At 36.6% G+C, this 16,805-nt stretch carries 13 protein-coding genes; all 13 read right to left on the minus strand.

From position 1 onward, the window contains the following. Positions 1 to 10: 10 nt before the first annotated feature. The 13 genes from DSM03_RS11345 to DSM03_RS11405 all read right to left on the minus strand — a co-directional run bounded on the left by DSM03_RS11345 (position 11) and on the right by DSM03_RS11405 (position 16,800). Positions 11 to 2,044, minus strand: coding sequence for a DUF349 domain-containing protein (locus DSM03_RS11345; protein WP_128760630.1), 2,034 nt, complete (start codon positions 2,042 to 2,044; stop codon positions 11 to 13). An 85-nt stretch (positions 2,045 to 2,129) separates the two neighbouring features. After that, positions 2,130 to 2,861: a shikimate dehydrogenase family protein gene (locus tag DSM03_RS11350; RefSeq protein WP_128760631.1), complete on the minus strand. Its 732-nt coding sequence runs from the start codon at positions 2,859 to 2,861 to the stop codon at positions 2,130 to 2,132. A gap of 79 nt (positions 2,862 to 2,940) precedes the next feature. After that, on the minus strand, positions 2,941 to 3,957 hold the full coding sequence (locus DSM03_RS11355; RefSeq protein ID WP_128760632.1) for a DUF368 domain-containing protein: 1,017 nt from the start codon (positions 3,955 to 3,957) through the stop codon (positions 2,941 to 2,943). Further along, positions 3,947 to 4,927, minus strand: coding sequence for a DUF368 domain-containing protein (locus DSM03_RS11360; protein ID WP_128760633.1), 981 nt, complete (start codon positions 4,925 to 4,927; stop codon positions 3,947 to 3,949). The genes DSM03_RS11355 and DSM03_RS11360 overlap by 11 nt, the downstream gene beginning before the upstream one ends. 127 nt (positions 4,928 to 5,054) lie before the next feature. Continuing rightward, complete coding sequence (locus DSM03_RS11365; protein ID WP_128760634.1) at positions 5,055 to 6,452, minus strand: tetratricopeptide repeat protein; 1,398 nt, start codon at positions 6,450 to 6,452, stop codon at positions 5,055 to 5,057. Between the two features lie 117 nt (positions 6,453 to 6,569). Beyond that, complete coding sequence (locus tag DSM03_RS11370; protein WP_128760635.1) at positions 6,570 to 7,760, minus strand: aspartate aminotransferase family protein; 1,191 nt, start codon at positions 7,758 to 7,760, stop codon at positions 6,570 to 6,572. Further along, entirely contained in the window at positions 7,750 to 9,576 is a 1,827-nt protein-coding gene (locus DSM03_RS11375; RefSeq protein WP_128760636.1) for an OstA-like protein, read from the minus strand. The genes DSM03_RS11370 and DSM03_RS11375 overlap by 11 nt, the downstream gene beginning before the upstream one ends. Positions 9,577 to 9,654: 78 nt before the next feature. Further along, positions 9,655 to 10,224: a class IV adenylate cyclase gene (locus tag DSM03_RS11380; RefSeq protein WP_128760637.1), complete on the minus strand. Its 570-nt coding sequence runs from the start codon at positions 10,222 to 10,224 to the stop codon at positions 9,655 to 9,657. Positions 10,225 to 10,275: 51 nt separating this feature from the next. Beyond that, entirely contained in the window at positions 10,276 to 11,328 is a 1,053-nt protein-coding gene (locus DSM03_RS11385; RefSeq protein WP_128760638.1) for a zinc-binding metallopeptidase family protein, read from the minus strand. Between the two features lie 132 nt (positions 11,329 to 11,460). Next, on the minus strand, positions 11,461 to 12,732 hold the full coding sequence (locus DSM03_RS11390; RefSeq protein ID WP_128760639.1) for an adenylosuccinate synthase: 1,272 nt from the start codon (positions 12,730 to 12,732) through the stop codon (positions 11,461 to 11,463). After that, positions 12,733 to 13,218, minus strand: coding sequence for a Fur family transcriptional regulator (locus tag DSM03_RS11395; protein ID WP_128760640.1), 486 nt, complete (start codon positions 13,216 to 13,218; stop codon positions 12,733 to 12,735). A 24-nt stretch (positions 13,219 to 13,242) separates the two neighbouring features. After that, on the minus strand, positions 13,243 to 15,459 hold the full coding sequence (locus DSM03_RS11400) for a RelA/SpoT family protein (RefSeq protein ID WP_128760641.1): 2,217 nt from the start codon (positions 15,457 to 15,459) through the stop codon (positions 13,243 to 13,245). A 102-nt stretch (positions 15,460 to 15,561) separates the two neighbouring features. Beyond that, positions 15,562 to 16,800: a M48 family metallopeptidase gene (locus tag DSM03_RS11405; RefSeq protein ID WP_128760642.1), complete on the minus strand. Its 1,239-nt coding sequence runs from the start codon at positions 16,798 to 16,800 to the stop codon at positions 15,562 to 15,564. Positions 16,801 to 16,805 lie beyond the last annotated feature (5 nt).

Below are 16,805 nucleotides of genomic sequence, written 5' to 3' on the forward strand. Positions count from 1 at the left end.
AGTTTAAGTATTAATACAATGATTTTAATTTCTTCAATTTAGCCTTCCAGATCTCTAGAGTTTTCTTGTGTTCGGCTATATTTTTATGTACTTCCTTAACCATGGGGTTATCATCTGGTACATGCTGAAAAAAGCCTAGGTTATTTTCAAGTTGATTGATTTCTGCTTTTACCTCGTCAATTTTCTTAGTGATAAAGTAACGCTCTTTGTTTAAAGCCTGATTGTTATCTTCATCTGCCATTGCAGCCACACGATTGTCGTATTTGATCAATTCAGATTCTTTGCGGGTAAGGTCTAGTTTTTTAAACAACCCGTCTAAAACCTTATTAAAATCTTGCTCAATACTCTTTTTAGAATGTGGAACACGACCGGTATCTTTCCATTCTTTTATAAGCTCCTTGATCGTTTTTAAATCATCTTCGTGTTTACCAGTAAGCTCAATAGTTTTTACTTTATCTAGGAGCGCTACCTTTTCTTCAAGATTACCTTTTTCTTCTTCAAGAACTTCTTTTTTCTCAGCGTGAAGACGGTCAAAGAAATGATTACAAGCTTTCTTAAAGCGTTTCCAGACCTTATCGCTGTCTTTGCGAGGAACGTGACCAATTTTCTTCCAATCAGACTGAATACGCTTCATAAGATCAATAGTGACTTTTACGTCTTCATTGTCTTTATTGTCTTCAGCGATCTGTACGAGTTCCATCTTTTTCTGAAGATTCTCGTATTGTTCTTTTTTCTGGTTTTTATAAAAACCATTTTTATTGTGATTGAATTCACGAGTAGCCTGCTTAAAGCTTTTCCATGTAGGCTCGTTTGCTTTGCGTGGCACTTTTCCTATTTTAAAGAAGTTCTCGCGTAATGCATTTACTTCTTTCATTTGCTTTTGCCAGCCATTGTGAGAAGTAGCAGGGTTTGCAGCAATTTTCTCTATAGCTGCAATCACTTTTTCTTTTTCTTCAAGATTTTGCTCGTAAACCTTATCTATATTTTTGAAATATTCTTGACGTGATTCATGAATGTTGTGTGTTGCAGCGCTGAACTTCTCCCAGATCTCTTCACGATATTCTCGTGATACGGGACCTACTTCTTCTTTCCAGATCTTGTGAAGCATTTGCAACTCTTTAAAAGCTCTGTTCACATCAGATTCCTGAGCAAGCTCTTCTGCCTGCTCGATGAGTTTCAGTTTTTTATCAAGATTTTCTTTAAAATCTTTGTCTCTAAATTCCCGGTTCAGATGCAAGAAATCGTAGAAATTCTCAATGTGATGGTGATAATTATTCCATACTAAATTATAGCGATCTCGTGGAATATTACCTGAATTGCGCCAGCGATCTTGAATATCTTTAAACTTGTCAAAAGTTGCATTGATGCTTTCTTCACCACCTAACTCGTTCTTAAGTTCTTTTAATTCTTCAATAAGTGCATTACGAGTTTCGAGATTTGCATTGAGATCTTTTCTGAGATTCTGGTAGTAATGGTTGCGTTTGTCTCGGTATTCAAAATAAAGCGAATTGAATTCTTTCTTTAAAGGACTGTAATATCTAAAGTCGATAATATTACCTCCATCTTCTAAGAATTTTTCTTTAGCTTCTTCCTGTTCTTCTTCAAACTTGGCGATAAATGCAGCACGTATTTCAGTAACATGTTCTTTGATCGCCTGTACTTTATGATTGCTTAAAAGATTTTTGAGCTCTTTGATAAGATCTTCTTTGCTCAGCGTTTCATATTCTTTCTTAGGAATGCTATGGCGCTCTGCAGTGCTCTCATCTTCGCTATCTTCATTTAAAGCAGCATCTAGATCAGCTGGGTCAGCATCATCTTCTTCATCTGTATCTTCTTCAATAAAGTCATCATCATCACTATCATCTGTCTTTGCATTTTGAATTACGTCAATAGATTCTGTTGTGAGTTCATTTTCTTGTACTTCTTCCTGATCCTGACTAACCGGAGTACTTTCTGCAGTTTTTTTGGTTTCCTTTAGTTGAGGGTTTTCTACAGTTTCTTCTGGTTTATTATCAATTTTAGATGCTTTATTTTCTTCGGACATTTCTTTCAATGTTATGGTGCGTTATTAAGTAGTTAAAGATACTATTAACTGAGCAATTAACAAGAGCTGTAAGAAATAAGGCGTTTTAGTTCCAGATAGTCCAGGCGGCCTCGGCCTGTAGTTTTAGCATTTCATATCCGTTAGAAATTGTCGCTCCGTGAAGTTTTCCGTTCTTTAAAAATTGAGTTTCTTCGGGGTTGTAGACCAGATCATAGAGTAGGTGACCGCGTGTGAGTAAGCGGTAAGGTATTTTAGGGCAGTCAGTTACATTAGGGAAGGTGCCTAAAGGTGTAGTGTTTATTACTAAAGTATGTTTTGCTAAAACAGCTCCATTAATCTCATCATAGGATAGTTGACCTTTTTTAGGATTGCGAGAAACGAATTTGAAAGAAATATCTTCTAATTCTAAAGCATAAGCAATTGCTTTAGATGCTCCACCTGTACCTAAAATAAGTGCATTTGTATGTGTTTGACGTGCTAAAAAAGGCTTTAACGATTTTCTAAAACCGATGTAATCTGTATTGAAACCCTTCAACTTGCCGCTAGGTAAGCGTTTTATCGTATTAATTGCTCCTATAGAACTCGCATGTTTGTTGAGTTCATCTAAAAGCGGCATAACATCTTGTTTGTAGGGGATGGTGACATTAAAACCTAAACAATCATTTTGTTCTTTCAGTAATTTTGCGACATCTTTTTTGTTCGCGCAGTCAAAGTTTACATAAGAGCCTTCAATTGATTCGTTCTTAAACTTTTCGGTAAAATATTTTCGAGAAAATGAGTATTCTATATTTTTTCCTATCAGTCCTAGCTTAATCATAATTTAGGGAAGTGTTGAAAAAGTGGTTTAGTTCAGTTAAACATTTAATTAAGAAGTAAAAGTGCGACTTACAAAGCAATTATGCACGGGTTTTTTTCCCGTATTTGCCTAAAGCAACCACGCTTAAAATCCCTAAAACAATAAATACAGTGGCTAAACTGTTTTCTGTGGAAAAACTTTCTGGCCAGAACCGGTCGTAATTGGTGAGTATAGGATCACCTACCCGGTCGTAGTTAATTTCGCCTAAACTATTACGCTCAAATACAGGTGTTTTCCATGGCCAGACCACACCCAGTGAACCGGTTATAAAACCTATAATTGCAGCATTGGTTTGGTTTTTATAGCGTTTAAGCAGATAGCCTAAAAAATTAGATAAGGTTACTAGACCAGTAACCGATCCCAATGTGAAAACAAGCATGACTTTAAGTAAACGTATTCTATGAGGATCGTTGATGAATGAGAAGTCAGCCTGAAATAAATCTGAAAGTGTATCATAAAGCGCATTTACCGAATCTACAAGAAGTAATACATAATTACCCAAGAGGATTAATATAAACGAACCCGATAGTCCCGGAAGTGTCATCCCAGAAACACCAATTATTCCGCAGAAAAAAACAAAAATAAGATTATCGTTTTGTGTTGCGGGTTCTAGCAGACTTATTCCTATACCGCTGATAATACCTAAAGCAAGAATGACGATATTTCTTTGTGACCAGTCGCTAAAGTCTTTTGCGATATAGTAAATACTGCCAATGATCATCCCAAAAAAAGCACTCCACACATAAAGCGGAAAGTGAACAATAGCGATATCCAGGAGTTTTGAAACACTAAAGTAGCTAATTATCATTCCCAGAATTAAAAGGAATAAGAACCTACCATTCACATAGCGGGTAAAACTTCTAAACCTGCCACTTATAAGCAGCTTAAATGCATTTTTATTAACCTTTTGTAGTGAGTATATAAACTCTTCATAAAATCCTGCTACATAAGCAACCACGCCACCAGACACACCTGGTACTTTATTGGCCGCGCCCATTGCGAGACCTTTAAGCACCAGCCAGATTTTATCTGAAAAGGAGCGGGGTTTAGATTCCATTTTTTTGCTTAGAATTCGCGAAGCGTTCAAGTAGGAAAATAGTCAAAAAGCCTATCACTGCCAAAACGATAACTAAAATGATTTTTGGATCTCCATCAAAATTTTGTGGCAAAATACTCTTTTCTAAAAGCGGAACCTGATGCCCTTCAGAATTGGTTCGGAAGCTTAAGACTTCTTTCCAGGGCCAAACTTTATTGAGTGCCCCTATCATAAAACCAGTAAGTAGTGCCAGCGTTAGGTTCTGGTAATTCTTAAAAAGATAGGTCAATACCTTAGAGAATACTTTAAGACCTAAAACACAACCTAACATAAATAGCATCAACTTAATAGCTGCATCTTTTAATGCTGAAAAATCAAAAGCTAGCAAGGCATCTACAAAATTACGTACGGTACCTAAAACAATACTGTAAGAACCTAAAAGTAGTAATATAAAAGACCCTGATATTCCCGGAAGTATCATAGCTATGATTGCAACAAAACCTGACAAAAATATAAACCAATAACTTGCGCCTGTACTCAAAGGTTCTGCGATTGTGATAAAATAAGAAATGATAATACCAATAACTCCAGCGAGAATAACGCCAAAATTCCAACTTTTAATTTGACCTCCTACGTAAACGATACTAGCGATTATAAGACCGAAAAAAAATCCCCAAAGTAAAAGCGGATGCTCGTCTAAAAGAAAAGTAATGAGTTTTGCAAGAGACAAAATACTAAGACCTATACCTAAAAATAAAGCTCCCAGAAACTTAAGATTGTACGATTCTATCATCGTACTGAATCCGTCTTTCTTCCAGACTTTAAATAGCGCAATGTCTAATTTATCTATTGTAGCAATAAGTTCTTCATAAATACCGGCGATAAAAGCGATGGTTCCTCCAGACACTCCGGGAACCACATCAGCAGCTCCCATTGCTAAACCTTTTAAAGTAACGAGTGCGTAATTTGCAAGTGATCTTCTTTCAGACATTGGCTGATTTTGGTTAGGTTTCAAATGTAAGAAACAAATCTATAATCTTGGGAGTTCAAACTCGTAAGAAAACAAAAAGAGACTGCTTTTACAGTCTCTTTTAAACTCATTTTAAATAGAAGTTGATTTAGCTCTTTTTAGCCTTTTGTATTTTTTGAACTACAGAGCGTTTTGCGTAAACAAAAGGAAATAACTCTTCTAAAATTATATCATAATCAGGTTCTAATCGCAGTGCATTTTCTAAATGAAAATGACCTTTATCATCCTGACCTTGTGTAAAGAATAAACCAGTTAACCTAAATTCTATTTGTACAGATTCCGGGTAGAATTCAAGCGCTTCAAATAAATTTGTAATTGCTGATTCTAACTCACCAAGGTTAATTAAAATGTCACAACGTGTTAGCCAGGTTTCTAGCTCATAATTACCCAACTCTAAGGTTTTGCTGTACCCGCGTTCTGCTTCTTCATAAAACTTTAAGCGGTTGTTTATTTTAGCATAGCGTTTCCAGTATAAAACATTATCTCCATCAATATTTATGGCTTTATTGATATAATAAAGCGCATTTTGATAGTCCATCTTTTTAGTATAATAATCAGTAATCGCAATCCAGCCCTTGTCTAAAAGTGGATCTTCTTTTACTGTTTTTAAAAAGTAGGTGATGGCAAGATCATCACAATGCAATTTCTGGTAACATTTACCCATTCTTAAATAAGCAAAAGAGGTAGGATCGTCAAGACCTAATGTGATCTGGTAATTTTCTATTGCTTCATTATACCGACCTAATTTTTCAAGTACCTTACCTTTTTCAAAATAAGCACCAATAAATGTATCGTCACTTATGATTGCAAAATCATAAGCTGCTAAAGCTTTCTTATATTTTTTTAGATCAAAATATTGCTTACCCACCTGATGCCAAGCAACTTCACAATACGGATTTTTATCTAAAAACATATTGAGGTAATCTATCGCTTCCTCGTGTTGTTCTAAAAAGTCGAAGCAATAAATCACATTATATAGTGCTGAATAATCATCTTCATCAACCTCTAGACATTTCATAAAATTGAACTTCGCATTCTGAAAGTCATCCATAAACAAATATTCCATCCCTATCAAAGAATAGATATCTGCATCAGCATCGGTAAGTTCTAATGCGATTTCAAGCAGCTCAATGGCTTTAGTGTGGTCATCTTGTTTAGAGTAGATGTTTGCCTTTTGAATATAGACTTCCTCGTTTTGAGGCTCTAATTCATATAATTCGGCTAAAAGACGATCTGCTTCTTCTAATTTGTTCTCAAAGATTAAAATTTCAATCTTAAAAAGCTTCAAATTGGAAGAGGAAGGATGCTGGTCTAGCCCCAGTTTAACGGCTTTTTTTGCTAAAGCAATCTTGCCGTTCTCTAAATAATGATTAACAATATTCTCAAAGTCATCCGAATCGAAGAAAAGGACATCATTAGTCTTTAACATAGATTCAAAACGGGTGAGCGGGAAATTATCTTCTTCGTGTTCTTGATTAAATTTCATACACGTTGCTTTTAAAAAATTTCTGCCTTTATAAATTTAAAAAGGATAGCAGGCAGACAGCTGTGCTTTTTATATTGTTGTTAACAAAGTAATCAACAATTACGCCCAAAAATGCAATTATGCCATATTAGTCGCAATTTTATCTAAAACCTTAAGCAAGGTCTCACAGCCCTCTTTTATCTCTTTATCAGAGATTGTTAGAGGGGGAGTGATGCGTATTGCGCGGGTTTCAAAAAGTAACCAAAATAAAATTAAGCCTTCTTCTTGAGCCATTAAAATTGCTTCAGTAGTTATTTCTGCTGAAGGGGTAATAGCAACCAGCATCAGACCTTTTCCGCGAACTTCGGTAATTAGCTTATGTTTAAGTAAGCTTCTAAATAATTTCTCTTTTTCTAATGCTTGCATTATGAGGTCACTTTCTATAATAGTTTTTGCTGTTGCTAAAGCAGCTGCCGCAATGACAGGGTGACCTCCAAAGGTTGTAATGTGTCCCATTTTTGGGTTGTTTGACAAGAGTTGCATATGCGCTTTTGAAGCTGTAAAAGCGCCAATAGGCATACCGCCTCCCATACCTTTACCCATCACAACAATATCTGGAACTACCTGATAATTTTGAAAACCAAAAAATGTTCCTGTACGGCCAAAACCGGGCTGAATTTCATCAAGAATTAAAAGTGCACCTACTTCTTCACAGCGTTTTTTTACTGCTGAAAGCCACCCATGTTCGGGTTGAATAAATCCTGCTCCGCCTTGAATTGTTTCTAAAACAACTCCGGCTGTATTTTCTGTAATTTTATTTAAATCTTCAAAACTATTGAAGTTTATATGCGAAATATCTCCTACAACGGGTCTAAAAGGAGCCACACGCTCTTCATAGTTCATTAAACTTAATGCGCCAAAGGTATTACCGTGATAAGCTTGATTGGCTGAGATAATTGCGCTTCTGCCAGTAACTCTTCTCGCCAGTTTCATCGCGCCATCTATAGCTTCTGTACCGCTATTTACTAAATAAGTTTGCTCTAAGGGTTCGGGTAAATTTTCTGCTAATAAACGAGTTAATTGAACAGCAGGATCTTGAGCATATTCTCCATAAACCATCACATGCAAATACTTTTCGCTTTGCATTTTTATAGCATTAACAACTGCTGGATGGCAATGACCTATACTTGCAGCTGAAACACCTGCTACAAAATCAAGATACCTTTTACCAGAAATGTCATAGATATACGAGCCTTTTGCATGAGATACTTCAACTGCTAAAGGATGCGGACTCGTCTGTGCTTGATATTTTAGGAAATCAGCCTTCATTATTTGTAGTTGTTGAATCTTTAACTTTTGGCTTGGGTAGTTGTTTTAATTGAGGTTTTTTGGTTTTTGTGGAATCTGTTCCTTCTTGAATCGTTGCTTTGTCATTAACAGGGACACCTATCGAAGGTGCATCTTCTTCCCGGTTTTTAAAGTCTGAAGGATTTAATTTTGAGGCTTCAGGAATATCGAGTTTTTCATCAGGGATACTATTGTCAAAGAAATCTTCATCAATCTCCGGTAGTGGAATGCCTTCAATTTTAGTGAGTGTAAACGGAGCCTCTCCTTTAAAGATATCTTCTTTGGTCAACAAACGTTCATCACCACGCCAGTTCAATCCCGGGAACTCTCTGGACTCGATAGGGAATTTTGAAAGCGGGTAAACCTCTCCGTCAACTTGTTTCCATTTTGTGATTTCAACTAATTCATTTTCTTCTAAAATTGCGGTAATTGAAGCCGATTTACTTTTGTCTATACCTTGTAAAACACCATCATCTCCACGCATATAATTAATACTCTCAGCGTTTTTTACAATATCTATTTGATGCAATGCATTGTCCAGAAATGTACCGTAAAGCACATCTCCTTTTACTTGATTGAATCCTGTCTTTTCCTTCTGATCAAATAGCGGAATGGTATCTTGCTGTGCCATAAACGCATTCTCAAAGACTTTTAGTGAATCGAGCTGCTCAGTTTTGGTATTGCTTTTTAAATGGATAGAATCACCGGTCATTTGGCTGAGTCCGCTCCATAGAATAGGTTTACCAATCATTTGTGTCAATCCGGTTTGCTGATTGATGTGTATAGAATCTGATTTTCCGCTTAGGTCACTTTTAAAAAGGCGTACATTGTAGTAACCACGAACAATGCGTTTTTCCGGAATTCCGGTAACAACAAGGCGATCTCCGTGAATGTAAATTGAATCGTTATCCTGAACGGTTATTGCAACAGCTTTTTGGGTTATAAAAACCGAATCCTTATCCTTATAAACTTCAGCATAATGTCCTTTAATGACACTATTGTTAGCAGTATCTAGAACCTTAATATTATTAGTTGCTGAAGCAAAATTGGTAGGCCGGTCAAAATACAAACTGTCTCCATAAACAGTACGATTGTCATAATCTATTCGGGAGTTTTTCACAAAATATCCATTATCATTGCGGGTATCATAATAACCCCGTTCACAATAAACAGTGCTAGTTTCACTGGTAATGGTTGAAGGTCCATAGAGGTACGCCACACCACTTTCTGAATAAAAATCGAGTTGGTCACTTTCAATAACATATTCCGGGTTGGTGACCACCACATCCTGAATAAACGAATACTTGTCTTGGTCTAAAAAATATCTACCTATTTTACTGTTGATTACACTTGCGGTATCGCGTAGGGTTCCGCCGGTGCGGTAATAGGCTTGTTGTTTGATTCTGTCAAAATAGAGCGTATCTGTATCTAAAGTGGCGGTTGGTGTTTTTAAATTCACTCCTCCTGATGCCCAGGCAAATTGGGTATTACCGTTGTACTCCCCATAGTTACTGCGCATACTTATGGTATCGCCTTGTTTCATACAGACATTACCAATGGCGCGGACGAAATTTTCATTTTTATAATGAAACGCCAGATCACACCACATTTCTATACCTTCATGCTGAATGTAAACCTGATTGGTATTTTTATACATCACCAGAGCTCCCGGATATTTTACTTCATCTATTTGCGAAATATCTGAGGTGATATCTAATTCTTTCCCTTCCTGTGCAAAAGAGCTTGCAGTGAGAAAAAACATTAAAAAAAAGAGGCTGTTTTTTAAAAAATCAGGCATAATATAATTTGATGCAAATATAACGGAAAAAGCAGCGGTTAAAGTATTCCCTTTAGTCAAAAATGAAAGCTATTATTTTTAAACCGATTGCGCTTCTTTTATCATTTCAATATAAAAATCTTCGGTTAGGTCATCTTCAGAGAGTTCTAAGTCTGCCAGTAAGCGATAGAGTTTTTCAAAAAGTGCATCAGTTTCCGAATGTTTAGCAGTTGTAGTTTCGATCTCTATAAAAGAATCTTGCAGTTCATCAAATTGAACAAGCGCAATTTCAACAGTAGCGCTCTCATAATTTAGGTTGAAAACTTCACAGTGCTTTGTGTAGTGAGCGGTTTTTGTATATCCTAAGTGAAACAGTATTTGCTCAGAATTGTGATGATCTAAAACGATGGTTTCGTATTCAGGTTTAGAACGTGTGACCTTATCAAAAGGTTTGTCTTTAAAAGTTAAATAATGTTTAGATTCGCCGGAATCTAAATTGGTTTTAGTGCGCAAGCGAAACTCCTGATCTTCTGCTGTTAGCTTATTGTTCTTATCAAAATAGCGATCATCGTAGTCCAACTGAAACTGAGAAATAGGATTCAATTTCTGAATTATCTCTCGGGTTTGATCATAATTTTTAAGACGAGCCGTAAGTTCTACTTCATACATAGTTAAGCACTTTTAAGCTTAAAATTAATGCTTTGCAAGGAAGCCTCACACTTATAAATGCACAACTTTATGAATGAAGTTTAACTTTTTGATCACGGGTTCTGACAAAATAAAGGGATAAGCATCTGCGTGGCCCATACTTCTGTTTAGCGAATTGATCGAGTAGGTGAGTGGTAAGTAGTGCTTAATGATCTTACGCATATCTGCACCATCATATGGATCAAAATCACAAGCAACCCTCAGGTTGGGAACTTTTGAAATTTCAGGGTCTAGTGTAAGACCGAAATTAAACGAAGTCTCAAGCACGTCCATTAAATGTAAGTAATGTGCCCAGGTTTCTGCCCAATCTTCCCAGGCGTGCATGGTGGCATAACTGCTGATGTAATTATCTCGCCAATTATCTGGGGCTCCGTTTTTATAATGTTTTTGTAACGCTTCACCATAATCTTCTCGGTCGTCACCGAAAAGCGCTCTGAATTCTTTCAAGTTCTGCGGATTATTTTTTATCAAAACATCCCAATAAAAGTGACCAACTTCATGTCTGAAATGGCCTAACAAAGTACGATAGCGTTCAGAAAGTTGTTCTTTAATGTATTCTCTGTGAGCAGCATTTGCTTCCTGAATGTTTAAGGTTATGAGTCCGTTATTATGACCAGTCTTAACACTGTTAGGATCATTAGGGTCTGAAGCTAAAAAATCGAAGGAGAGGTTAAAAGGAGCATCGTCTATGATGAATTTTATCGGAAGTTTCAACTTGTGTAAACTATAAAATAACCGGCGCTTTGCTGCTTCAATTTTTTGCCAGTCGAGTTTATTTTCAGGATAACTCAAATCTGGAATCATATGATTGGTGCTGCAAGCTTCACAATACGTGTTTTCACCTTCTGCTATAACCAACCAATTGCAGGCGTCTAGCTCATAATTAGCACAATACAGCAGAGCTTGTCCTTTATTTACGGGGTTAGCAACCGGAAGGCTATTTATTGGGAACGAAATGATTTTTTCATCTTCATGAAGATAGCCTAATCCATTACCACATTTTTCACAAGAAGTGTTTTCAAAATAGACAGGATTGTTGCAGTTTGAGCACTGAAAAAGTTTCATAGTTAATTGTTGTTAAGCTTTATAAATGTACGCGTTAAGAGCTTAAGGAATGATAATTTATTCAGAAATAAAGCATAAAAAAACCCGCAGCATTTTGCTTCGGGTTTTAAATATTTCAATAAAAATTTCAGACTATCTATGGATTGTTTGTGTGCGGTCTGGACCAACAGAAACAATTTTAATAGGCACATTCAATTCTTTTTCTAAAAATTCAATGTAAGCGTTGAGCTCTTTAGGTAATTGGTCATCACCTTTCATTTTAGTAAGATCTTCTTCCCAGCCTTTCATTTCTGAATAAATTGGCTCTACGTTTTCAGGCTCAATATTGTATGGTAAGTGATCTATAACTTCACCCTTGTATTTGTATTGCGTACAGATCTTAAGAGTGTCAAAACCGCTTAAAACATCACCTTTCATCATCATTAATTGAGTGACACCGTTTACACGTACTGCATATTTAAGAGCTACAAGGTCTAACCAACCGCAACGCCGCGGCCTACCTGTAGTGGCTCCAAACTCGTTACCAACGCGTCCCATAGTTTCACCAATTTCATCAAAAAGCTCTGTAGGGAATGGGCCAGAACCCACACGTGTTGTATACGCTTTAAAAATACCAAATACATCTCCTATTTGATTAGGAGCAACTCCCAGACCAGTACAAGCACCGGCAGCAGTAGTATTTGAAGAAGTTACAAAAGGATATGTACCAAAATCAATATCAAGAAGAGATCCTTGTGCACCTTCTGCTAAGATTGATTTTCCGGCTTGTTGTGCCTGATATAAATATTCTTCAGAATCAATAAAAGTCAATGATTTTAAAACTTCAACAGCTTTAAAAAATTCAGATTCTAATTCTTTAAGATCAAACTCGATTTTGGCATCGTAGAAATCAATCATATCAATATGCTTATCTCTAAGAGAAGCATAGCGATCTTTCCAGTCTGCAAGTTCAAGGTCTCCTACACGAATCCCGTTACGACCGGTTTTGTCCATATAAGTAGGACCGATTCCTTTTAAGGTAGAACCGATTTTTGCCTTTCCTTTTGAAGCTTCAGAAGCTGCATCAAGAAGACGGTGTGTAGGTAAAATTAAATGTGCTTTACGAGAAATAAGTAATTTTTCTCTGATGTTTAGCTTAAACTGGGCAAGATTATCTAATTCCTTTTTAAAGATAACCGGATCAATCACAACACCGTTACCAACTAAGTTGATCGCGTTTTCGTGAAAAATACCTGAAGGAATTGTATGTAATACGTGTTTAATACCATCAAATTCAAGCGTGTGACCCGCGTTAGGCCCACCTTGAAAACGGGCTATAATATCATAGTCTTTAGTAAGAACATCTACGATTTTGCCCTTACCCTCGTCTCCCCACTGGAGACCTAGAAGTAAATCTACTGCCATTTATGAGTTATTGTCTTCGGTTGTGTTTTTTGTTGAATTCTCTTTGCGGGTACCGTAAAAATAAAGGGAGTGTTTGTTGATCTCTATATTAAAAACCTCTTCAATGGTCTTTTTAATAGATTGAATTCGTGGATCGCAAAATTCTATAACCTCACCGGTATCAGTTAAAATTACGTGATCGTGCTGTTTGTCAAAATAAGACTTCTCATATTGAGATTGATTTTGCCCAAACTGGTGTTTGCGTACAAGGCCACACGCCAGTAGAAGTTCTATCGTATTGTAAAGCGTAGCTCTACTAACCCGATATTTTTTATTCTTCATGCTGATGTATAAAGTCTCTATATCAAAGTGGTCTTTGTAATTATAAATCTCCTGCAAAATCGCATAGCGCTCAGGAGTTTTACGATGACCGTTCTCTTCTAGAAACTTAGTGAAGACGTTCTTTACGACTTCTTGATCTTTATTTATTGTTGCTTTAGGTACCATAATAGAGGGTGCAAAGTTACGTATTTACAGGCGTATGACTTTGTCGATACCGTTTATTTTTTTTAAGTTTTCTATAAGCCTGCGTAAATGCTCTTTGTTTTGAACAATGACGGTAATATTTCCTTTAAAAACACCATCGTTTGTTGTGAAATTCAGATTGCGCATATTTACGTGCATATGTTCTGAAATCTCGCGGGTAACATGATTAACAAGCCCAAGGGTATCGATGCCGGTTAATTCTAAGTCTGCTTTAAATTCCTGTGCTGATGAATCTATCCATTTAGCAGGAATAATTCTGTAAGCGTAATTGCTTTGTAAGGAGATTGAATTGGGGCAGTTCTGTTTATGTACTTTTATGCCTTCTGAAACTGTTGTGAACCCAAAAACCTTATCACCCGGAATAGGGTTACAGCATTGTGCTAAAGTATAATCTAATTTTTGCTCGTCTTTGCCAAAAACCAAAAGATCATACTTTTCGGTAATCTCATCTTTATTTACATGCTCCGCTACGGGAGCTTTGCGTATTTTATTTTTAAAAAAGGTAACAAAAGCATTGCTACGAGAAGTGGCATATTCTTTTATCATCTTGTTATCTATTGTACCTATCCCAACGCGGTAAAATAAATCCAGACTGGTTTTTAATTTAAAATAGATAACCATTTCGTTAATCACATTCTCATCAAGACTGATCTTTTGAGAGCGCAATTTTCGTGTAAGGATAATCTTCCCGTCTTCTGCAATAGTTTTCTTCTCGTCTTTTAATGAAGATTTAATTTTAGAACGCGCACGCGCTGTTGTGGCATAATCTAACCAGTTATTATTGGGTTTAGCGTGTTCTGAAGTAATGATCTCTACCTGATCACCACTTTTAAGTTCATGACTCAAAGGCACTAGTTTCCCGTTAACACGTGCTCCGCGAGTGTGCATACCAACTTCAGTATGAATACTGAATGCAAAATCTAAAGGTGTTGCAGCTTTAGGAAGTGATTTTAATTCTCCTTGAGGTGTAAAGACAAAAATCTCTTTATTGTAAAGATTCAGTTTAAACTGCTCAACAAAATCTACCGCATTGGTCTCATTATTTTCTAAAGCTTCTTGTAAACGGTTCAGCCATTGATCTAAAGTTTGATCTTCTTCTGTCTCGTTAGATGAACCTTGTTTGTATTTATAATGCGCCGCATAACCTTTCTCGGCAATCTCATTCATTCGGTCAGAACGAATTTGAACTTCAACCCAACGTCCTCTGAGTCCCATAACTGTAATGTGCAAGGCTTCGTATCCTGTAGATTTAGGAGAGGAAATCCAGTCACGCAGTCTTGTAGGGTTGGGTCTAAAATGGTCTGTAACTATGGAGTAAATTTTCCAGGCTAAAAATTTCTCGCTTTCAGGAGCAGCCTTGTAAATAATCCTAATTGCAAATTTGTCATACACCTCGTCAAACGGAATATTCTGTTTGAGCATTTTTCGGCGTATGCTGTAAATAGATTTAGGTCTGCCTTTTATTTCATAATCCAGAATCTCTTTGTCCAGCGATTGTTCAACAGCTTTTGTAAACTCTTCAATATATTGATCTTGCTGCTCTTTAGTCTCTTTCATCTTACGCGAAATGTCTTTAAACACTTCAGGTTCGGTGTACTTTAGACCAAGATCTTCAAGCTCTGTTTTAATGTTATAAAGACCTATACGGTGCGCAAGGGGCGCATAGATATAGAGCGTTTCACTAGCGATCTTTACTTGCTTATCTGGCCGCATAGAATCCATCGTTTGCATATTATGCAAACGGTCTGCAATCTTAATGATGATTACCCTAACGTCATCGTTTATGGTAAGCAACATTTTTCTAAAATTTTCTGCCTGTAAAGAAACATCCCGATGCTTCTTTAAATTAGAGATTTTAGTAAGACCGTCAACAATACGCGCTACGGTTGGTCCAAATAATTCTTCCAGATCTTCAAGCGTATACGAGGTGTCTTCTACAACATCGTGCAAGAGGGCGGCGGCAATAGAAGTCGCATCCATACCAATCTCACTGGCAACAATACGTGCTACAGCTAGTGGGTGAAAAACATAGGCTTCACCAGATTTACGACGCTGATCTTTATGCGCATCTACAGCCACCTCAAAAGCTTTTCTGATCATTTTTTTATCATCATCAGAAAGCGTGCGGTAACTTATGCGTAACAATTCTTTATAGCGCCTTGTAAGCTCTTTATTTTCTTTTTCTATATCAACCGTAGTCATAATTTAAAAGTACAACTATATCCTAAAAAAGCAAATGTAAATGCAGCTTCTGTTTAGAAATAGATTTTGAAAAAAAATAAAGATCTAAAATCAACTTAACTCTCAACGAAGCCCTTTTAGATTACGATAGCGCTGCAATAAGGTTGGGTGAGAATAATGCAATTTTACGTAGAGCGTATGCGGAGTTAAATTGCTAAGGCTATTGCGAGAAAGTTTTTTAAGTGAACGTATTAGAGGTTCGCCTGCATACGTGTCTTTAGCATAATTATCTGCTTGATATTCAAATTTACGCGATAGTAAGCTCATTAAAAATCCTGTAACTCCAGAGATTGGTGTGTATAGTATTCCAAAGGCAATCAACCCGATGTGGAAACTAGGCTGGGTTACGCCTAATGCTTCAGAAAATATGGGCATACTTATAAAAATACCTAATAACCAAAGTGTAAAACCGGTAAGTAAAATTGAAGTGACTAAGTTGATGATAATGTGGTTCTTTTGGTAATGACCTACTTCATGTGCCAATACCGCAACAATTTCTTCTTCCTCTAGATCGTTAATTAAAGTGTCGTAAAGTGTGATTCTTTTTTCTGTACCAAACCCTGAAAAATAAGCATTTGCTTTTGTGCTGCGTTTAGAGCCGTCAATCACAAAAATATTATTCAGTTTAAAACCTACAGCAGCAGCGTAATTCTCAATTTTTTCGCGAAGGGAGCCTTCTTCGAGAGGTTGTTGCTTATTGAAAAGCGGCACGATAAGTTTTGCATAGAACATGTTCACAACTACCGCAAAAACAGCAAAAACGATCCAGGCATATAGCCAGAAAAAATCCCCGCTATACTGATAAAACCAGATTACCAAAGCGAGTAAACCACCGCCGACAATAATGGTCATCAACCAACCTTTTAGCTTATCTACAAAAAAGAGGGTGGGAGTTGACTTGTTAAAACTGAAGCGTTCTTCAATAACAAAAGTTTTGTAATAGCTAAAGGGGGTTGTAAGAATATCAGAACCAATCATGATGATCCCAAAAAAAATAAGACCAACCATGATCTCGTTTGAACTTACGGATCGCGCTAAATTATCTAAAAATGCAAAGCCATCAGCTAAGAAAAAAGCTAAAGTTACTACAAGCATAAAACTCGAGGTCAGTGTTGAGAATTTTGCATTTACTTTCTTATAGTCTTGTGATTTGCGATAGCTTTCTTCATCATAAACATCAGCCAATTCCTGAGGAATAGGATCATCAAAATGTTTTGCATTTAAAGCGTCTAGAATTTGATCTATTATAAAACTGATGCCGATAAAGCCAATGATGATATAAAAAACGAGTGTTGGGGTCATAGTAT

The organism is Leeuwenhoekiella aestuarii, assembly GCF_004104055.1.
Classification (GTDB): Bacteria; Bacteroidota; Bacteroidia; order Flavobacteriales; family Flavobacteriaceae; genus Leeuwenhoekiella; species Leeuwenhoekiella aestuarii.